The sequence below is a fragment of the Parabacteroides chongii genome, from assembly GCF_029581355.1.
GTDB classification, from domain to species: Bacteria; Bacteroidota; Bacteroidia; order Bacteroidales; family Tannerellaceae; genus Parabacteroides; species Parabacteroides chongii.
The window spans coordinates 3,628,542-3,647,487 of record NZ_CP120849.1; the positions used below are offsets into that span (position 1 = coordinate 3,628,542).

Below are 18,946 nucleotides of genomic sequence, written 5' to 3' on the forward strand. Positions count from 1 at the left end.
TGCCTTTAAAGATTCCCATATTTATTGGGGACAAAATATAGCCGTTAACAGCCATCCTTTATCCAACCTAGTAATATGCCATCTTTGTGGCGCGTGACGGTGGTGTTATTCGGTATGAATGTGATCATTTGCAAAGGGACAGTGCTCGGCGACCGTTGCATAGTAGGGGCGGGCAGTGTGGTTAATGGCGTCTTTCCTCCAGATTCGGTCATTGTCGGAAATCCGACCTGTATAAAAAAAGAAACTCATAAAAAGAAAATGGTATATCTAAAAAACAGAGATATGGAAATAGAATCCGTAAAAGTATGTGTGGTAGGACTGGGATATGTAGGTCTGCCTTTAGCTTGTCTGTTCTCTTCGCGGTATCAGACAATCGGTTATGATATTAACAAGCAGCGTATAGACAGACTGATGTCCGGCCATGACGATACGCTGGAGGTTTCTGATGATTTATTGGGAAAAGCTTTAAAAAACGGGTTTTGCTGTACGACGGAGATAGAAAAGATCCGTGAATGTAACTTTTACATAGTGGCTGTACCTACCCCGGTGGATGTGAACAATCATCCGGACTTGACCCCGTTGCTCAAAGCCAGTGAAGTAGTAGGACAAGCCATATCGGAAGGGGATATAGTCGTCTATGAATCGACGGTTTACCCGGGTATGACGGAGGAGGTTTGTCTGCCGGTCATAGAAAGAGTTTCCGGACTAAAATACAATCAGGATTTTTATGCAGGGTACAGTCCCGAACGTATAAATCCGGGTGATAAGGAACATACGGTGGAGAAAATCAAGAAAGTAACGTCCGGCTCAACTCCGGAAGTGGCGGATAAGGTGGATGGGGTGTACAATTCGGTATTGGTGAACGGGACCTATAAAGCGTCCTCTATCCGGGTTGCAGAAGCATCAAAGATCATAGAAAATGCACAGCGTGATGTAAATATTGCTTTTATGAATGAACTCGCCAAGATTTTTAATGCTATGGGGGTCGATACCGACGAAGTGATAAAAGCGGCCTCTTCCAAATGGAATTTTATTCGTTTGACTCCGGGATTGGTCGGAGGGCATTGTATCAGTGTCGATCCTTATTATCTGATCCAAAAAGCCCAGGTGTATGGAGTTTATCCGCGTATAATGTCTGATGCTCGTCGCCTGAATGACGGTATGGGTGATTATGTCGCTCATCAGGTAATAAAAGTGATGAATAAAAAGAAGGTAATGGTGAAAGATGCACGGATACTGATATTAGGAATCACATTTAAGGAAAATTGTCCGGATATACGGAATACGAAAGTCGTGGATATACTCAGTGTGTTGTCTGAATATACAGACAATATCGAGGTATATGATCCCTGGGCTAATCCGGAAGAAGTATGGAAATCTTATCATATCCGTTTGTTTAGCGGAGATATGGAATCATTAAAAGCTCGATTCGATACAGTTGTTCTGGCTGTTTCGCACAAGGAGTTCGGAGAAGTCAATGTGCGTGATTTTTTATCGGAAGAAACAGGTGTTGTGTATGATGTGAAATGTTTTCTTCCGCAATCGCTAGTCGATGCCCGTTTGTAAAATAAGGTTTACAAAGAATGAAAATAGTACATGTTATAAATTCCATGAGTCAGACTTATGGTGGACCGGCTTATTCGACATTATTGACGGTAAGGGGGTTGAACCGGCAGAATCTGGAAGCCCTGGTTCTGACTAAAGATTTGTTACCGGGAGAAAAAGCGGTATCCGATGACTCTTTTATTCGTTATTTGCCTTTGTCACGCTTTTATTATGACCGCTGGGGATATGTGGCATCTTATTCAAAAGCCTTGTTGACCATCCCTTCGGTAGATGTGTATCACATTCAGGGATTGTGGCAGTATTATGGGTATATAACAGCCCAATGTGCCCAAAAAAGAAAATGCCCTTATGTCGTTTCATTACGGGGAGCCATGCATCCGGAGGCTATGAAATATTCTTCATGGGTAAAAAAAGCAGCCTTGTTCTTGTTTGAGCGGAAGCTATTGCAGGAAGCTGCTTGTATCCATGTCACCTGCCTGCAGGAGATGGATGCTTACCGTTCATTGGGCTTTACCAATCCGGTAGCTGTTGTTCCAAATCCGATGGAGATATATGAAGTGGAAACTCCTGTATGGGCAGACGGGAAAAGACGTATAGGTTTTTTGGGGCGTTTGTGTGAGTATAAACATCCGGAGCGTTTGCTGGATGTATGGAAACGTTTGGACGAACCGGGCGAGTTGTTGATCATGGGAGATGGCACTCCGGAGTTTGTATCCGCTTTACAACGCGAGGTAAAGCGTTTACAATTATCCCATGTCCGTTTAATGGGCTGGGTTTCAGGAAAAGAGAAAAGAGCTTTATTGGCTTCATTGGCTTGCTTGGTGGTGCCGAGCGATTTTGAAAATTTCGGAATGATCGTACCAGAAGCTTTGCTGCAAGAAGTTCCGGTCATCGCATCGACTGGTTCACCCTGGCAGGAACTGGAAACAGAACGATGTGGCTGGTGGGTCAAGAATGATGTGGATAGTTTGACGGCGGCTGTACGGGAGGCTTTATCGCTGGATAAAGAAGAATTACAGGCGATGGGAGAACGGGGGCGTAAACTGATTTTGGATAAATATTCAATAGATGTCGTTTCCCATCAGATGGAACGATTGTATGCTTGGATTGTCGGGCGTGGTGATAAACCTGAATTTATATATGATTAAAACAAATATCTATCAATATGAACAAGATTGAATTAGCAAAAGAAGTTGCAAGCCGTTTATCGGTGCCGACAACAGATGCCCTGCGCTTTATAGACACGATGAATGAAGTAATTACAGAAGCAATGATGCGTGAAGAACCTGTTCTGATACAAAATTTCGGTCGTTATACGGTTTGGGAACAGGCTGAGCGTATGGGACGTAACCCTAGAACACTTCAGGAATGTACGATACGAAAACGTACCAGTGTGAAGTTTAAACCCGGTAAAGGGCTAATGGATAGAATTAACGGAAAATAATGGAAGATGGAGAAGTTAAAAGGTTTGTTTTTGGGGTGGATATTGACCTGCATGTTGCTTTCTTGCGGCTCGGTAAAGGATATTGCTTATTTGCAAGGGGGGGATAGTTTATTTGATAAGATGGCTGTTTCCGATACTTTTGAAATGAAGATCAGAAAAGATGACATCTTAGATATCGTGGTGAGTTGTGCTGATCCGACGTTGTTGACTCCTTTTAATATTAATTCAGTAGGATATGGTATAGGGTATTCAGGAAGTACTGGCGCTAACAGAGGGTATCTTGTAGAAGTAGATGGGACTATTAATTTCCCTTTACTAGGGAAGATAAAGGTGATAGGATTGTCCCGGAGAAAACTTAGAGAGCTCATACAGGATGGATTGAAAAACGGGGGATATATAAAAGATCCGATTGTAACAGTACGTTTTCTGAATTTTCGTATTATGGTATTAGGAGAAGTTGCTCGTCCCGGTACTTTTAATATCACATCTGAAAGGATAACCTTGTTTGAAGCATTAAGTCTGGCGGGTGACCTGACGATACATGGTCGTCGTAACCGGGTGGCAGTGATACGGGAACAGGATGGAGTACGTACTATTTTATATCATGATCTCCGGTCGAGGGATGTGTTCAAATCGCCGGATTATTATCTGCAACAGAACGATATGGTGTATGTAGAACCTAACCGGGTGAGAGCAGAATCCAGTACAAATAACCAGTATACAAGTGTTAGTACCTGGATTTCACTTATATCATTCCTTGCTTCAATGAGTATTTTGATCTTTAAATAGAAGAATATGCAAGAACAAACACCTTATACAGCGGATTTTAATTTGATGGGTGAATTTAATATCCATACTATCCTGGATGTTTTACGGAGCAAATGGCATTGGTTCGTTTTATCCATAGCACTTTGCTTGGGAATAGCTTATGTCTATGTAAAAACAGTTCCGGTCGTATATAAACGGGAGGCTATCGTACAGCTTAAAAGCAAGGCGAAAACAGAAGAGGCTTTTAATGAAAAGCAGATGTTTAATGATAATAATAATATCGATGGAGAGATTCTGATCTTTAAGTCCCGCCTGTTGATGCGACAGGTGGTTGAACGATTGGGATTGGATGTCGGATATTCAGTAGACAAAGGGTTGAAAAAAAAGATTTTGTATGCCGATTCTCCTGTTACTGTTCATTTTCCTGATTCTACATTTATTCATCCGGCCACTATCTCGATTATTCCATTGAAAGACGGCCGTTTCAGGATACAAGGGCTGGAGGATGATCCGGAGGGGGTGATGGAGTATACTTTCGGTGAACCGTTGGACAGCCCGATCGGACGAATGGTGGTGAGGAAAACGTCTTTTTTTACCGATGACTGGCTGAATACACCGGTACAGGTCGTTTGTGCAGAAAAAGAGTCGCTTATTTCTTTGTTTTTAGGCGAACTGGAGGCCGAGCGATCGGTAAGGGATGCCAACCTGATCACGCTGACCTGCCAGGATATGGATTCACAGAGGGGAGACGATATATTGAATGCCCTGATACAGGTTTATGTGGACGAGTCGATGAAAGATAAAAATATGATTATCCGGAATACGGCCACTTTTATCGATGAACGATTGCAGTTAATTAATCAGGAATTAGGCAATGTTGAGGGAGATATAGAGGAATATCGGAAACGTAACCAATCGGCAGATTTAAGTATAGAGGCCAAAATTTATTTGGATAACCGTAATCGGTATGATCGGGAAGTCGCAGATCTGACGAACCGGGTAGAACTGCTCGGGCTGATCCAGCAGTATCTGCATGACCCTTTGAAAGATGAACGTTTGCTACCGGCAAATACCGGGATAGCCAGTACGGGAATAGAGGGGATGATCGAGAAATATAATAACACATTATTGGAACGAAACAAACTGAAAGTAAATGCGGGAGATAACAGTCCGGCTGTTAAAGAACGGAATGAAGAATTGGCCTCTTTGAGACATTCCATCAGTGAAAGTTTGAGAAATACGAAAGAGGCTATCGATTCCAAACTGGATTTTTCCCGTCGTATGCAGATGCTGGAAACAGGAAAGATCAGTAGTATCCCGACACAGCAGAAGTATGTTTTATCGGTGGAACGACAACAAAAAATCAAAGAAGAGCTATTCCTGTATTTATTAAATAAACGGGAAGAAAACGCATTGACATTGGCTACAGTAGACAGTAATCTCCGCATTGTGGATGATGCTTATGCTGCCGGTACGGCAGGAGCCAACACCTTGGTGTTTTTGTTTGGAGCTTTGATGGTCGGTATATTCATCCCTGCAATCTATTTCTACACCCAACAATTGTTGGATGTTAAAGTGCGTGGGCGTAAGGATATAGAAGATAATCTGACAATTCCATTTCTCGGGGAAATTCCTCGAAAGCCAGGTAAATCGGGAAAGGTTGTGGTCTGCGATAAAGGACGTGATCCGATTTCTGAATCATTCCGTATTATTCGTACAAATCTGGATTTTATGCTGGAGAAAAAATCGAAAACACAATCGATCATGTTCACCTCGTTTAGTCCGGATTCGGGAAAAACATTTACATCTTCCAATTTGGGGGTTGCTTTAGCTTTAGCCGGTAAACGGGTAATTTTATTGGAAATGGATATTCGTAAAGGTTCGGAGAAAGATGATAAGGGAAAAGTTGTACCTGGGTTAACGAATTATCTGTCCGGCAATATAACCGATACCGGAAGTATTATCCGGAAAAGCGAATGGCATCCGGGGCTTGATGTGATCGCTTCCGGACCGATCCCCCCGAATCCGACAGAACTTTTGTTGAGTAGTCGTTTGGATGAATTGATGACAGAACTCAGAGAACAATATGAATATATTTTGATGGATACAGTCCCTTATGGAGTTGTTGCTGACGCTCAGGTTGTCAGTAGGGTTGCAGATCTATGCGTATATGTGATTCGAGAAAGGTATATGGATCGTAGATTGTTGCCGGAAATTGAAAAGTTATATGTCTCCGGTAAACTACCACATATGGCCGTAATTTTGAATGAGGCTTATTTTCAACATACAGGATATAGCTATTACGGATATTATGGAGGATATGATTATTATGGAAATACTAAAAAGAAAAAGGTATGAAAATAAAGTCTTATTTGGTAAATCTAAAGGAATCGACAGCGCGTAAAGAGAGGACATTGCAGGAGATTTCCGGTTATTCTTTGTTGGATGTGGAAGTCGTAGAAGCAATCAATGGCAAGAATCTTTCAGAGGAAGAGCTGGATTTGCTATTCGATCGGGAACGTTTTATAAGAAAATATTCACGTAAACCTGCAGCCGGCGAAATCGGATGTACTTTAAGTCATAGGGAGTGTTACCGCAGATTACTTGACTCTGATAACGAATATGCTTTAATATTGGAAGATGATGTTTGCTTTATATATCCGGATGATGTTGAATTTATTTTGAAAGGAGCTGTCGGTATATTATCTGCCGATAAAAGTTGTATTATTACGCTGAGCCGTTATCATTGTTATTATCCGAAAGTACTTCATAGCCTGTCCGGATACTCTTTTTACCGGATATGGGGAGCTTATGGTACATGTGCTTATTTGATTAACCGATGTGCTGCAAAAAAACTATTATCGATTGACAAGCCTTTTCTTGTGGCAGATGATTTTGAGTATATGCATCTGAATGGCATTTATATTCAAGGTATATCCCCCTTTTTAGCATTGGATGCTTCAACGATGCAGTCGATTTCTTCGGAGATTATGGATAGGGATAAAAAAGACAACATAAAAATACCATTCAAATATCGATTGAAGAATATGATATTAACCAAAGTGCGGGTAGGACTTATTAAATTGAATATTTTAAAACTGAAAGCGCAAATTAATTTAAACACAAGGTAAATGGAGGTTAAGGTTTCAATTATTATACCGGTGTATAATGTTTCTTCTTTTTTGGATAAATGTATATCATCATGTATAAATCAATCATTTAAAGAGATAGAGATAATTATTGTGAATGATGGCTCTACGGATGATTCCATTCAAATTATACGGAAATATGCGACAGCAGATGAACGTATCGTAGTGGTTGATAAAGAAAATCAAGGATCCATGTTGGCCCGTAAATCAGGATTGGATATAGCTTGTGGAGAATATGTTTTTTATTTGGACGGCGATGATTATATAGAAAAGAATACAGTTGAAGTCTTGTATCAAAAAGTGATCGATGAGAAATCTGATTATGTAGTAGGTAAATTCTATGAAGTATCGGGTGGTGTGAAAAAAGATTGCTCTAATAATGATATGGATTTCAATGGATTATCAGGCATGGATTTGGTTGATTATATATTGGGGTGCAGGTGGAGCCTTAGTGGGCGTTTGATGAAAAAATCATTGTTTGATGGCATTATTTATAAACCGATCTATATGGGAGATGATTTGTTTGTAAATATGCAGATTGCCCTCAATGTGCAAAAAGCAACATCAATCGATGCTTATGTGTATGATTATGTAAGACACCCTGCTTCGGTAACACACCGTGACGCAAATGCTTTGTTCGCATTGAATTTGGAGATGATCGAAGCGATTTTTTATCTTTTGACTGTCTATCCTTATGATCAACGAATTGCTGAACGGATATATTTACTTTTTTTTACGATCATTTTCTCGTGTATGGAAGAAAAAAGAATGGGGATAACGAGAATATTAAGACAATATTACTGGGATAAAAAAAAGGTAAAAGCTTTTTTGTGGAAAAAGAAGAAAATTCATTTTCTGATTGTCGGAGGTTTTCTTTATTGCCCGAACCTTACCGGGAGTGTCGTAAAGATAGGAAGAAAAATTGTTCATAAACTAAAATGATACGATTTTTGATATTTTATTTACTTTATCTGATCTGGAAGATCAGGTATTTAGGACGGGTAAAATTCAGAGGTTTTTCTATTATTCTTTCTTTCAGAAATTCATCCATATCAATAGGAAGAGGTACCGGGGTTTGTAGCACTTCGGTATATAATCTACTTGGAATGTACCAACGGACGATACTGGTGGCAAGACATGGGGGAATGCTCTCTATCGGGAAGAATGTCGGAATATCCGGTTCTACAATCTATGCAATGAAGGAGATCTGTATAGGGGATAATACGTTTATCGGTGCCAATTGCAAAATAGTGGACAGTGATTTCCATGCATTCGATGCAGGTTTGTATTTTTCTACAGATCCCCGACATGTGAGAATGAAGCCGGTTTCAATAGGAGAAAACTGTTTTATCGGTATGAATTCGATCATTCTGAAAGGAACTGTAATCGGGAATAATTCGATCGTAGGAGCAGGAAGTGTGGTTTGTGGCTGTTTCCCTGATAACGTGGTTATCGCAGGAAATCCGGCTAAGATAATTAAATACAGATAGAATATGAAAATTACATTTGTTGTGGTGGATATCACGGCCAAAGCAGGGACGGAACGGACTACAACTTTACTTGCGAATACCTTGGTGAAAAAGGGGTATGAGGTATGTATTATTTCTTTGTTCAGAAGAAATAAATCTTTGGTTTTTTATTTGGAAAAAAAGGTTGATGTGTTATATATTGTCGATAAGGAATATTCTATCCGTCAGAGTATTTTTCAGAGGTTATTCCTGATAATTAAAGCTTTTTTCTCTTTTCAGAAAATGATTGGTCGAAATCATTGTGACTTGTTTATCGGTCAGAACTTTTTGGTAAATCTATTTTTGTATTTTTCCGGCTTCTCCGGTAAATCGGTGGCTTGCGAGCATAATTTGTACAATATATATCCTTCTCCCGTCCTTTTATTTAGAGAGTGTGTCTACAAATCGTTTTATAAGCTGGTTTCATTGACAAATAAGGATGCCTCTAAATTTACTAGAAGATTGAACAATGTGAAAGTCATACCGAACATGCTGACGTTTACAGTCGATAAAACTGCCGATCTGACATCAAAGAGAATACTGTCCATTGGACGTTTATCCGGTCAGAAGGGGTATGATTTATTATTGGAGGCTGTAAAAGATATATGGAAGGAGTATCCGGAGTGGCGTTTGGATATTTGGGGTGAAGGAGAAATGTATGATTATTTATCGGAAAAGATCCGGGTGTATCGTCTTGAGAAAAATGTTTTTCTGAAAGGGTATACGAGTGATGTTATTACTGAGTATCTGTCATCATCGGTTTATGTCATGTCTTCCCGTTATGAAGGTTTCGGTATGGTTCTTACTGAGGCAATGTCGTGTGGACTGCCTGTCGTCTCTTTTGATTGTCCGGAAGGTCCTGCTGATATTATTGGTGAAGGTCGGGGAATACTTGTTCCTCCTGAAAATATCGGGCAGCTGAGAGCCGGCCTTCTATCCCTGATGGGAAGCTATGAAAAGAGAAAAGAATACGCAGAAAAAGGGCGTTCGTTTGTACTTCAAAATTATAATTCCGAGGTGATCTATGAAAAATGGAATGCTCTATTTCATTCATTTATCAATGAACGGAATAATATAAATCAATAATTTAAACTTAATTAGCATGAAAACTGCATTAGTTTGTGGCGCCGGTGGATTTATCGGTAGCCATATGGTGAAGCGCCTCAAAAGTGAGGGGTATTGGGTAAAAGGTGTCGATTTGAAGTTTCCTGAATTTTCTCCGACGGAAGCCGATGATTTTATGATCGGTGACCTACGTGACATCGACGTATGTAATCGTGCGGTCGATCGTAAGTATGACGAAATCTATCAGTTTGCTGCCGATATGGGGGGAGCCGGTTTTGTCTTTACCGGAGAGAATGATGCCGATATTATGCACAATTCGGTGATGTGTAATATTAATATGATGGATGTGGCTTATAAACGAAATGCAGGTAGAATGTTTTACTCATCTTCAGCCTGTATCTATCCCGAACGCAACCAGATGGATGCCTTGCATCCTACCACTTCGGAAGATTCGGCTTATCCTGCCGGACCGGACAGTGATTATGGTTGGGAGAAACTGTTCAGCGAACGTATGTATATGGCTTACCATCGTAACAAAGGGCTGGATGTGCGTATTGCCCGTTTCCATAATATTTTCGGTCCGGAAGGCACGTGGGAAGGCGGACGTGAGAAGTCACCGGCAGCTTTCTGCCGTAAGGTGGCTGAAACTCCCGATGGCGGAACGATCGAGATGTGGGGAGACGGTAATCAGACCCGTTCGTTCCTCTATATTGACGAATGCCTGGAAGGGGTACGTCGTTTGATGAGCCAGGACGAGTTTATGGGACCGGTAAATATCGGTTCGGATGAAATGATCAGCATTAACGGATTGGCCGAGATGGTGATGGGTATTGCCGGAAAGAAGCTGAATATCGTACATATCCCGGGTCCGTTGGGAGTCATGGGCCGTAATTCGGATAACCGTCTGATAAAAGAAAAATTGGGTTGGGCTCCGAATTGGCCTTTATCGAAAGGTATGGAACTGACGTATCGATGGATTAACGAACAAGTACAAAAACGTAATAAATGAATATAGTTTGTATTTCACAGGTCTACTGGCCGGATACGACAACTATGGCACAGCATCTGACTGATTTATGTGTCGTGTTGGTAAAACGCGGTCACCAGGTCTCTGTATATACAAGCCAGCATAATTATGAACACCCTGAAATCACATACCCGAAGTATGAGACACACAAGGGTGTTCATATTCATCGACTTGCAAATACGGGATTCGGTAAAAAACATAAGATAGGTCGTCTGATGGACGTCTTTAGTTTTAATGTGTTGAGTACTTTGAATATGTTTTCCCTGAAAAAGAAAACATGTGATCTTGTTATTGGCATGTCGACACCGCCGTTGCTGGCTTATTTCGGTTTGCATATCACCCGGATAAAGAAGATTCCATTTCTGTTTTGGGCTATGGACCTGCAACCGGAGTTGTCTATCGTGGCGGGTTATTTACAAAAAGACAGTACCGTAGCTCATTCCATGCAGAAAAAAGGAGATTACATATTCCGTTATTCGGATAAGATAATCGTACTGGATAAATATATGGAAGAGCATATTTATAATCGTTTGGGTTGTAAGCGTGATCATATAGACATCATACCGGTCTGGCCTGTTGTCGAAGATATTTACAAGGGTCGCAGGGAAGATAATCCGTACAGGATCAAACAGGGGTTCGGTGATCGGATTGTGATTATGTATTCCGGAAATCATGCGGTAATCCATCCTTTATCGACCTTGCTTCAGGCAGCTGTCAATCTAAAAAATGATCCCCGGTTTCTATTTGTACATATAGGTGGGGGAGTTCGTTTAAAAGAAGTATTGGAATACAAAGAAAAATATCGGTTGGAGAATGTGGTGACATTGCCTTACGAACCGCGGGAAAATATACATAATTCTTTGGGATCGGCAGATTTGCAGGTGGTCGTCTTAGGGAACGGCTGTGTCGGTTATACGCATCCGAATAAAGTGTATGGGGCTATGTTTATCAAAAAGCCAATATTGTATATCGGTCCTGATCATTCTCATATAACGGATATACTGGATCATTGTCCCGGAAATATTTATGTTTCTCACGGAGAGTCGGATTTGTTGACACAAAAAATATTGGCGTTTGCCGAAATGAATGAGTCTGAACGGGAAGATATCGGGAAAAGGAATAGGACATATGCAGAAACATATTTGCATCCGGATATATTACTGGAAAAAATGGCAGAATCAATAGAAGCTGTATCATTATGAAAATAACAATTATCGGAGGTTCGGGCTTTGTGGGAACACGATTGTTGAAACTCCTGGAAGAGAGTTCATGCACATTGCAGAATATAGATAAGCGGCAGAGTTTATCTTATCCGAAAATCACTACGGTTGCCAATGTATTGGACAAGGAGAAACTGGTTTCTTCGTTGGCGGGAACGGATGTCGTTGTTTTGCTGGCTGCAGAACATCGGGATGATGTGTCTCCTGTATCCCTTTATTATGACGTGAATGTGGGAGGTATGCGTAATACGCTGAAAGCAATGGAAGCAAATGGAATCAAGCGGATTGTCTTTACCAGTTCGGTAGCCGTTTATGGATTGAATAAGAAATGTCCGGATGAAAATCATCCGGCAGATCCTTTTAATCATTACGGGAAAAGTAAATGGGAAGCGGAGCAGGTGTTGCAGAAATGGTATCAAACTCATTCGGACTGGAATATAAATATAATCCGTCCGACGGTCATATTCGGTGAGCATAACAGAGGAAATGTTTATAATCTGCTCCGACAAATATCGAGTGGCAAATTCCTGATGGTGGGGAATGGCAATAATAAGAAGTCGATGGCTTATGTCGGTAACATTGTAGCGTTTCTTGAATTCCTGATTACGGAAAAGACAGCAGGTTATAACATTTATAATTATGTGGATCAACCGGATTTTACCATGAATGAACTGGTTGAACATGTGAGTAAAGTCTTGAAGATACATATTCCGACAACTCATTTTCCTTTATGGCTGGGTATGTCGGGGGGATATTGTTTTGATTTGTTAGCCTTTTTATCCCGCCGAAAGCAAACGATCAGTTCTGTCCGAGTCAAGAAGTTTTGTGCTACGACCCAGTTTAGTGGAGAAAAAATGCTACAGTCTGGTTTTAAAGCTCCGTATACGCTAGGGGAGGGGTTGGCAAAGACATTGGAGTTTGAGTTTTATAATTAGGAAGGTAACATAATAATCTAATAAATGAAAAAAGAAATACAAATAACAGGCCGTCCTATCGGTCCTGACTATCCCCCTTTGGTCATAGCCGAGATGGGGATCAATCATGAAGGTTCGTTGGAAACTGCTTTCGAGATGGTGGATGCGGCTGCGCGTGCCGGAGTGGAAATATTGAAACATCAGACGCATATTGTAGATGATGAGATGTGTGAAGCCGCTAAAAAGGTAATACCGGGTAATGCGGATGTTTCGATTTATGAGATCATGAAGCGTTGTGCTTTGTCGGAAAAAGAAGAGATTGCGTTGAAAGAATACGTGGAGTCGAAAGGTATGATATTCCTAAGTACTCCTTTTTCTCGTGCTGCAGCGGACCGATTGATGAAGATGAATGTACAGGCTTTTAAAATCGGGTCGGGAGAGTGTAATAATTATCCGTTGCTGGAACATGTTGCGCAGGCGCATAAGCCGGTGATCCTGTCAACTGGAATGAATACGATAGCCAGTATCCGCAAAGCGGTGGATATTTTCAATCGTTATCGTGTACCGGTCGCTCTGCTTCATACTACAAACCTGTATCCTACACCGTTTAACCTGGTACGTTTGGGTGCAATGCAGGAAATGGCTGAAGCTTTTCCGAATTGTGTGTATGGATTATCGGATCATACGACAAATAATTTGGCTTGTTTGTCGGCTGTCGCTTTGGGTGCTTCAATTGTAGAGCGTCATTTTACCGACCGGATGGACCGGAAAGGACCGGATATCTGTTGTTCGATGGATGAACAGGCTGCGCGTGAACTGATAGAACAAAGCCGGATCATTCATTCAATGCGTGGTGGGCATAAAGGTCCTTTACCGGAAGAGCAGGTAACCATAGATTTTGCTTATGCTACCGTTGTCACGATTCGTCCGGTGAGAAAAGGGGAATGTTTTACAAAAGACAATATTTGGGTGAAACGTCCGGGAATGGATGGTATCCTGGCAGAGGCATATGATAGTCTGCTTGGGAAAAAAGCGTCAATGGATATAGAGAGTGATGTACAGTTATTATATGATATGATTGAGAAGTGAAGATGATGAAACGTGTGTTATTTGTAACCGGAACGCGTGCTGATTTCGGGAAGTTGAAATCGTTGATAAAGATTTTGGATGATCAACTGGATTTTGAAGTATCCCTGTTTGTAACAGGTATGCATATGCAGAGCTTGTATGGTGCTACCTACCGGGAAGTAGAACGTTGTGGTTGTAAGAATATTTTCAAGTTTCTGAATCTGACTTCAGAGTCGACTATGGATCTAACTTTGAGTAAGACGATCGATGGTCTGTCGACTTATTTGAAAGAGAATCCTGTCGACCTGATCGTGGTTCATGGCGATAGGGTGGAGGCACTTGCCGGAGCGATAACGGGAAGTCTGAACAATATTTTGGTGGCTCATATCGAAGGGGGAGAGTTGTCGGGAACGATCGATGAACTGATCCGCCATGCAATCAGCAAACTGAGCCATACTCATTTTGTAGCCAATGAGAGGGCAAAGAGTCGTTTAATGCAGATGGGAGAGTTGGAGCAGTCGATCTTTGTGATCGGTTCTCCGGATATGGATATTATGTTTTCAGACAGTTTACCCGGGATTGAGGAAGTAAAAAGATATTATGAAATTCCTTATGATAAGTATGGGATTGTGATGTATCATCCTGTAACGACGGAATATGACCGGATAGAATATCACGTGAAGCAGTTGGTGGATGCTTTACTGGCGGATACCCATAACTATATTGTGATCTATCCGAATAATGATTTGGGATCGCAGACCATATTGAAAGCTTACCGTCAGTTGAAAGGCAATTCGCGTTTCCGGTTGATTCCTTCCATGCGTTTTGAGTATTTCCTTTCGTTGTTGAAAAATGCAGACTTAATAGTCGGTAATTCCAGTGCGGGTATACGTGAGGCTCCTGCTTATCAGATACCTTGTGTGAATATCGGCAGTCGTCAGGATAACCGGGCTTCTTCTCCTTTTATTCATAATTGTAAAGAGGAGTCCGGTATGATATTGAGAACGATATCCGGTGTTGCACCTTCAAAGAACAGAGCAGAATATACTTTTGGAAAGGGAAATAGTGCCGGATTGTTTTTAGATGTTTTGAGGACTTTTACTTTCTGGAATATTTCAAAGCAAAAGCAATTTAAAGATTTGAATATTGTCTGAAGTTTATTTAACAAACAGTTAAAAGAGCAGGGATATTAGGTTTGATACCAATATCCCTGTTTTTTATTTAATTAAATTCTGTTAGTGGTTGTGATTGACTGTTTTCTTCTGTTTCTTCTTCCTTATACCAGTTTATTTTCCGGGAGAAGAACATAATGACTCCAAGTATGATAAACAAACCGATACTTCCAATCAACAAGGCAACATCTTCCAGTTGCAGGATGACATAAAGGAAAATATATAATAAAGCCAGCATGCCTGTAAGTGCTCCGGTCTGCATCTTGTTTTTGAAGATGCTGTGTGCATAAGCAGTGATCAGTCCGATAGTCGCCAGGCTGGCAATCAGGTAGGCGTTGCCGAAGTTGATTTGTTCGGAGATGGACAGGAGAAGGCTATAGAACAGGATCAGAGCCAGGCCGACGAGCAGATACTGGATCGGGTGGATACGTTTTTTTGTCAGTATTTCAACAAAGAAAAAGACGACGAAGGTCAGGGCAATGAACATGATGGCATATTTGGCGGAACGCATGTTTTGTTGGTAATGGTTTACCGGATCTACGAGGTTAACACCGAAAGAAGCATCGTCGAATGAATTTGCCTGTCCGTCGATCCACATTTCCGGGATACTACGGTTGAAGCTGAGGATACTCCAGTCAGCTTCGAATCCCTTTTCAGTGATGGTATGTTCCGGGGTGAAGTTGCCGATAAAGCCGGGTGATTTCCAGTTGCCCGTTATATGGACTTTGGTTGTTTTTCCCATCGGGATGAAATTGATGTTGCTGCTGCCGTTTAGTTTTAGTTTGCAATTGAAGGTGAGCGGCTGGCCGGTTTGAAGGATTTCGGGGTCATTCAGCGGGATAGCCAGCATTTTGCCTATCTGGGTATCCTGGTTGCCGGTGGTTTCGACTGGGTATTGTTTGTTATCCAGCCTGAAATCGATGTTGTCGGTTATTCCTCGAAGATCAGAAACTCCGACAGCCAGATAAGCCTGATCCCAGTGGATGGCACTGTTTTCTATTTTGGGAAAACTTATTTTGTCGAAATTTCCGGTAATGTCTGTTTCACTTTTGTAAAGGATCGTTTTGTATATCCCGTAGTATCTTTCTTCGGGGAATAATTGCGTATTGATATTCAGAGCTCCGGGTGTGATAGTCAGGACATGTTCCTGGTAGTGTGTTTTATTGTTCGAATCGATATGCGTAGTCGTATAGGGGATGGAGAGGACTGGTCCGCAGAAGGTTTGGGCGTTGCTCCATTTGGCATTGATCTTTTCGATCGTTTCATTGCTTCTGTTTTGTCGTTCCCGGATCAGATCCTGAATCATTAATCCCGGTATGAGCAGAATGAGGGTCAGGAAGCCGATAACCATAGCCTTGAATGTGATAGACTGGTTGATTTTGCTTGCTTTCTTGATTGTTGTTTCCATAAGTTTAACCTGTTTATATGATTAAAAAGTACTTTGTGTTTCAAAGTAAATGGGTAAAAAAATTATTTGATAAGTTCTTCCAATGCATCCAGGTGCTCCCGGAAACATTTTCTTCCTTCTTCGGTGATAGCATATTGGGTGTTGGGCTTCCGGCCGATGAATTGCTTGGTAGACTGGATATATCCGATCGTTTCCAATGCTTTCAAATGGCTTGCCAGGTTTCCGTCGGTCAACTCCATCAGTTGCTTCATGGTGTTGAAGTCAGCTGATTCGTTTACCGACAGGATAGACATGATACCCAGTCGAATCCGGCTTTCGAAAGCTTTATTTAATTTGGACAGTATGTTTTTCATGCTTTCTTCAAGTCATATTTGATGTACATAGCCGTTCCGTAAATGATATGGCAGACTCCGAATCCGATTGTCCAAAGCAGGAGGCTCCAGTCGGGAAACAAAGCGGCGATGATGCCCAATACGACTTCTGTCAGGCCCAGATAGTGGACTTCATCGAGAGTATATTTGGATACATTGATCAAGGCAAGACCATAAAAAACAAGTGTCATGGTGATTGCCATCTCCAGGTCGCCGCGCAACAGGAAAATAAGAGCAAAGATCCCTCCGGTAACGAGGGGGACACCAAGGCTGTAAAGTGTTCTTTTTATCAGGCTTTTGGAGGGCATCAGGTTCTTTTTGACTGACTTTTTCCAGGAGAAATAGATTCCGAAACAAATAGAAAAGAGCAAGACGGCCGCAGCATCCGTGATCAGCAAAGTGATCTCGCGGAACATCGCTTCGTGTGTCGTATTGAAGTCGGCATTTGCCGGTTCTCTTAGAATATGAAAGTAGGCGAGTGCTGCCCCGATGATCGCTATAACTCCGGCCGATATACCGGACAAACCGCTTAACGAAAGGAACTTGGATGATCTTTCCATCATCTCGCGAATGGCTTTTATGTCTTCTACTTGTTTGTTCATATACTTACAATAAAAAGTACTTTGTGATGCAAAGTTAATGAGGATTCTGAAGATTCCAAATAAATGGAGAAGATTTTCTAAATATTATTACCTTTGCATTTATAGTACAATTAAAGTCATACAATAAAGAATGCATACAAAAATAAGCCATGTTCATATAAATAACTTTAAGTCGATCAAAGACGTTACTTTGAATGATTGTAGAAGGATTAACCTGTTTATCGGCAAACCGAATGTAGGTAAAAGTAATTTATTGGAGGCAATGTCCTTATTTTGTCTTCCTTATTTGAAGTTTGCAAAGAAAAGGAGCATTCAGCAGTTTATTCGTGTTGAAAGCGATGCTGAACTTTTTTTTGATGGTCATATAGAGAAACCTATACGGATAGAGACGGATGTTGTAAATGCTGAGGTGCGTTTAGACAATATGGGACTTTCATTTCTTTTGGGGTATAAAGATCATACTGATGCGGAATTTTCTTTATCTTTTTCCAATATGCTCTTGTCTGGGAAAAAGAATATTGAGATCCCGGCGGCAAACCCGTTCAAGAGTTATTTTTATCCAATTTCCTTTGAAAAGGAAAAATTACCGTTAAATTACCTTCTACCTCCGAATGGAAGTAATTTAATGAATATAGTAACTTTGTTGCCAGAATTAAGGAGGGAGTTGTCTGCAATATTCAAAGAGTATGGTTTGAAGTATGTATTCGATACGAATAGCCAGGAAATTAAAGTTCTTAAAGAAAAGAATCCGGGAGAGATTTTTTTGATTCCGTTTCATTCTATTGCTGATTCTTTGCAACGTATGATTTTTTATAAAGCGGCTATTGAAAGTAATGATAATACAGTTCTGATTTTCGAAGAACCTGAGGCACATTCTTACCCTCCATTCATATCAAAAGTAACACAAAGCATTATAGATTCGGAAAATAATCAGTTTTTTATTACTACCCATAGTCCTTATGTTGTAAATGATTTTCTGGAATTGCCGGGGAATGATTTGGCTATTTACTTAGTTGATTTCAAAAATGGAGAAACGATCGTGAAGAGGGCGGCTGAGAGTGAGTTGCAGGAAATGTATGAATTTGGGGCTGACTTATTTTTTAATACGGAAACTTTCTTAAAATAATGGCAGAACTTTACATAATTCCGGAATGTTACGTTGACACTAATTTGCTTGAGACATTAGTTCCTACGGCAAAAGGTTATAATCACCAGAAAGGTTGTAATAACGTTGCTAAAGTCATGAAGGAGAAATTTACAGATGAGTTTGCCGTTGGAGTTGTCGATAAAGACAAAAGACAAATTCGTTATGTGGATGAATTTGAAGAGATAGCTCATACCGACTCCCTGTTTTTTTATAAACATCCTAATAAGGCTCATTATCTGGTGATGATTTCACCGGCAGTAGATGGGTTTATTCTTAAATGTGCAGAAGAAATGGAGACTGATATGGAACAGTTTGGTTTTTCATCTGATCTGAAGTCTTTTACAGAGCAAACAAAAAAGGTGTCCAGCAAGGAAGATGCAACATTTAGAAATTTGTTTCAGGAACTCAAAAAAGCGGATGAAGTGGTTGTCCTAAAGAAAGTATTGAAATATTTGAAAGAAAATAAATATCAATCAGATCCGGAAAGGCTTAAAGCTATTATAGAAGGGAAATGATA

The 18,946-nt window shown here is 40.8% G+C and carries 19 protein-coding genes; 16 read left to right on the forward strand and 3 right to left on the reverse strand.

Features of this window, described 5'->3' with window-relative positions:
- Nucleotides 1–288 precede the first annotated feature (288 nt).
- The 14 genes from P3L47_RS13545 (at nt 289) to neuC (ending at nt 14,883) form a co-directional block, all read left to right on the forward strand.
- Nucleotides 289–1,566 (forward strand): nucleotide sugar dehydrogenase, encoded by a 1,278-nt coding sequence (locus P3L47_RS13545; protein ID WP_277783699.1) that lies wholly within the window; start codon nt 289–291, stop codon nt 1,564–1,566.
- A 17-nt stretch (nt 1,567–1,583) separates the two neighbouring features.
- Nucleotides 1,584–2,714 (forward strand): glycosyltransferase, encoded by a 1,131-nt coding sequence (locus P3L47_RS13550; protein WP_277781119.1) that lies wholly within the window; start codon nt 1,584–1,586, stop codon nt 2,712–2,714.
- 17 nt (nt 2,715–2,731) lie between these two features.
- A complete protein-coding gene (locus tag P3L47_RS13555) occupies nt 2,732–3,010 on the forward strand; it encodes an HU family DNA-binding protein (protein ID WP_277781120.1) in 279 nt (92 codons plus the stop codon).
- A gap of 6 nt (nt 3,011–3,016) precedes the next feature.
- Entirely contained in the window at nt 3,017–3,799 is a 783-nt protein-coding gene (locus P3L47_RS13560; RefSeq protein ID WP_277781121.1) for a polysaccharide biosynthesis/export family protein, read from the forward strand.
- 6 nt (nt 3,800–3,805) lie between these two features.
- Nucleotides 3,806–6,136 (forward strand): GumC family protein, encoded by a 2,331-nt coding sequence (locus P3L47_RS13565; RefSeq protein WP_277781122.1) that lies wholly within the window; start codon nt 3,806–3,808, stop codon nt 6,134–6,136.
- Nucleotides 6,133–6,909 carry a glycosyltransferase family 25 protein gene (locus P3L47_RS13570; protein WP_277781123.1) on the forward strand — a complete coding sequence of 259 codons (777 nt, stop codon included), beginning with the start codon at nt 6,133–6,135 and terminating at the stop codon, nt 6,907–6,909. The genes P3L47_RS13565 and P3L47_RS13570 overlap by 4 nt, the downstream gene beginning before the upstream one ends.
- Nucleotides 6,910–7,869: a glycosyltransferase family 2 protein gene (locus tag P3L47_RS13575; RefSeq protein WP_277781124.1), complete on the forward strand. Its 960-nt coding sequence runs from the start codon at nt 6,910–6,912 to the stop codon at nt 7,867–7,869.
- A gap of 164 nt (nt 7,870–8,033) precedes the next feature.
- A complete protein-coding gene (locus P3L47_RS13580; RefSeq protein ID WP_277781125.1) occupies nt 8,034–8,417 on the forward strand; it encodes an acyltransferase in 384 nt (127 codons plus the stop codon).
- Between the two features lie 3 nt (nt 8,418–8,420).
- Nucleotides 8,421–9,521, forward strand: coding sequence for a glycosyltransferase family 4 protein (locus P3L47_RS13585; RefSeq protein WP_277781126.1), 1,101 nt, complete (start codon nt 8,421–8,423; stop codon nt 9,519–9,521).
- A 16-nt stretch (nt 9,522–9,537) separates the two neighbouring features.
- On the forward strand, nt 9,538–10,509 hold the full coding sequence (locus tag P3L47_RS13590; RefSeq protein WP_277781127.1) for an NAD-dependent epimerase/dehydratase family protein: 972 nt from the start codon (nt 9,538–9,540) through the stop codon (nt 10,507–10,509).
- Nucleotides 10,506–11,729 carry a glycosyltransferase family 4 protein gene (locus P3L47_RS13595; protein WP_277781128.1) on the forward strand — a complete coding sequence of 408 codons (1,224 nt, stop codon included), beginning with the start codon at nt 10,506–10,508 and terminating at the stop codon, nt 11,727–11,729. The genes P3L47_RS13590 and P3L47_RS13595 overlap by 4 nt, the downstream gene beginning before the upstream one ends.
- Nucleotides 11,726–12,682, forward strand: a complete 957-nt coding sequence (locus P3L47_RS13600; RefSeq protein WP_277781129.1) for an NAD-dependent epimerase/dehydratase family protein — start codon at nt 11,726–11,728, stop codon at nt 12,680–12,682. Before P3L47_RS13595 ends, P3L47_RS13600 begins: the two co-directional genes overlap by 4 nt.
- A gap of 24 nt (nt 12,683–12,706) precedes the next feature.
- Nucleotides 12,707–13,750 (forward strand): N-acetylneuraminate synthase family protein, encoded by a 1,044-nt coding sequence (locus tag P3L47_RS13605; protein WP_277781130.1) that lies wholly within the window; start codon nt 12,707–12,709, stop codon nt 13,748–13,750.
- Between the two features lie 5 nt (nt 13,751–13,755).
- Nucleotides 13,756–14,883, forward strand: coding sequence for a UDP-N-acetylglucosamine 2-epimerase (gene neuC, locus P3L47_RS13610; protein ID WP_277781131.1), 1,128 nt, complete (start codon nt 13,756–13,758; stop codon nt 14,881–14,883).
- A 67-nt stretch (nt 14,884–14,950) separates the two neighbouring features.
- Here the strand turns inward: neuC and creD are convergent, their stop codons facing one another.
- The 3 genes from creD to P3L47_RS13625 all read right to left on the reverse strand — a co-directional run bounded on the left by creD (nt 14,951) and on the right by P3L47_RS13625 (nt 17,282).
- Nucleotides 14,951–16,309, reverse strand: a complete 1,359-nt coding sequence (creD, locus tag P3L47_RS13615; RefSeq protein ID WP_277781132.1) for a cell envelope integrity protein CreD — start codon at nt 16,307–16,309, stop codon at nt 14,951–14,953.
- A gap of 62 nt (nt 16,310–16,371) precedes the next feature.
- Nucleotides 16,372–16,662, reverse strand: a complete 291-nt coding sequence (locus tag P3L47_RS13620) for a winged helix-turn-helix domain-containing protein (RefSeq protein ID WP_122362624.1) — start codon at nt 16,660–16,662, stop codon at nt 16,372–16,374.
- Nucleotides 16,659–17,282: a hypothetical protein gene (locus P3L47_RS13625; RefSeq protein WP_277781133.1), complete on the reverse strand. Its 624-nt coding sequence runs from the start codon at nt 17,280–17,282 to the stop codon at nt 16,659–16,661. The genes P3L47_RS13620 and P3L47_RS13625 overlap by 4 nt, the downstream gene beginning before the upstream one ends.
- 130 nt (nt 17,283–17,412) lie before the next feature.
- On the opposite strand from P3L47_RS13625, the gene P3L47_RS13630 reads away from it, so the two are divergent.
- Nucleotides 17,413–18,408: an AAA family ATPase gene (locus P3L47_RS13630; RefSeq protein WP_122362622.1), complete on the forward strand. Its 996-nt coding sequence runs from the start codon at nt 17,413–17,415 to the stop codon at nt 18,406–18,408.
- A complete protein-coding gene (locus tag P3L47_RS13635) occupies nt 18,408–18,944 on the forward strand; it encodes a hypothetical protein (RefSeq protein WP_277781134.1) in 537 nt (178 codons plus the stop codon). Before P3L47_RS13630 ends, P3L47_RS13635 begins: the two co-directional genes overlap by 1 nt.
- The last annotated feature ends 2 nt before the right edge of the window (nt 18,945–18,946 follow it).

Excerpts from the sequence above, each read along its gene's own strand:
- P3L47_RS13625 (WP_277781133.1), bottom strand. The coding sequence starts at position 17,282 with ATGAACAAACAAGTAGAAGACATAAAAGCCATTCGCGAGATGATGGAA.
- P3L47_RS13570 (WP_277781123.1), top strand. The coding sequence starts at position 6,133 with ATGAAAATAAAGTCTTATTTGGTAAATCTAAAGGAATCGACAGCGCGT.
- P3L47_RS13600 (WP_277781129.1), top strand. The coding sequence starts at position 11,726 with ATGAAAATAACAATTATCGGAGGTTCGGGCTTTGTGGGAACACGATTG.
- P3L47_RS13590 (WP_277781127.1), top strand. The coding sequence starts at position 9,538 with ATGAAAACTGCATTAGTTTGTGGCGCCGGTGGATTTATCGGTAGCCAT.
- P3L47_RS13620 (WP_122362624.1), bottom strand. The coding sequence starts at position 16,662 with ATGAAAAACATACTGTCCAAATTAAATAAAGCTTTCGAAAGCCGGATT.
- P3L47_RS13595 (WP_277781128.1), top strand. The coding sequence starts at position 10,506 with ATGAATATAGTTTGTATTTCACAGGTCTACTGGCCGGATACGACAACT.
- neuC (WP_277781131.1), top strand. The coding sequence starts at position 13,756 with ATGAAACGTGTGTTATTTGTAACCGGAACGCGTGCTGATTTCGGGAAG.
- P3L47_RS13555 (WP_277781120.1), top strand. The coding sequence starts at position 2,732 with ATGAACAAGATTGAATTAGCAAAAGAAGTTGCAAGCCGTTTATCGGTG.
- creD (WP_277781132.1), bottom strand. The coding sequence starts at position 16,309 with ATGGAAACAACAATCAAGAAAGCAAGCAAAATCAACCAGTCTATCACA.
- P3L47_RS13630 (WP_122362622.1), top strand. The coding sequence starts at position 17,413 with ATGCATACAAAAATAAGCCATGTTCATATAAATAACTTTAAGTCGATC.
- P3L47_RS13605 (WP_277781130.1), top strand. The coding sequence starts at position 12,707 with ATGAAAAAAGAAATACAAATAACAGGCCGTCCTATCGGTCCTGACTAT.
- P3L47_RS13635 (WP_277781134.1), top strand. The coding sequence starts at position 18,408 with ATGGCAGAACTTTACATAATTCCGGAATGTTACGTTGACACTAATTTG.
- P3L47_RS13580 (WP_277781125.1), top strand. The coding sequence starts at position 8,034 with ATGTACCAACGGACGATACTGGTGGCAAGACATGGGGGAATGCTCTCT.
- P3L47_RS13585 (WP_277781126.1), top strand. The coding sequence starts at position 8,421 with ATGAAAATTACATTTGTTGTGGTGGATATCACGGCCAAAGCAGGGACG.
- P3L47_RS13550 (WP_277781119.1), top strand. The coding sequence starts at position 1,584 with ATGAAAATAGTACATGTTATAAATTCCATGAGTCAGACTTATGGTGGA.
- P3L47_RS13560 (WP_277781121.1), top strand. The coding sequence starts at position 3,017 with ATGGAGAAGTTAAAAGGTTTGTTTTTGGGGTGGATATTGACCTGCATG.
- P3L47_RS13565 (WP_277781122.1), top strand. The coding sequence starts at position 3,806 with ATGCAAGAACAAACACCTTATACAGCGGATTTTAATTTGATGGGTGAA.
- P3L47_RS13575 (WP_277781124.1), top strand. The coding sequence starts at position 6,910 with ATGGAGGTTAAGGTTTCAATTATTATACCGGTGTATAATGTTTCTTCT.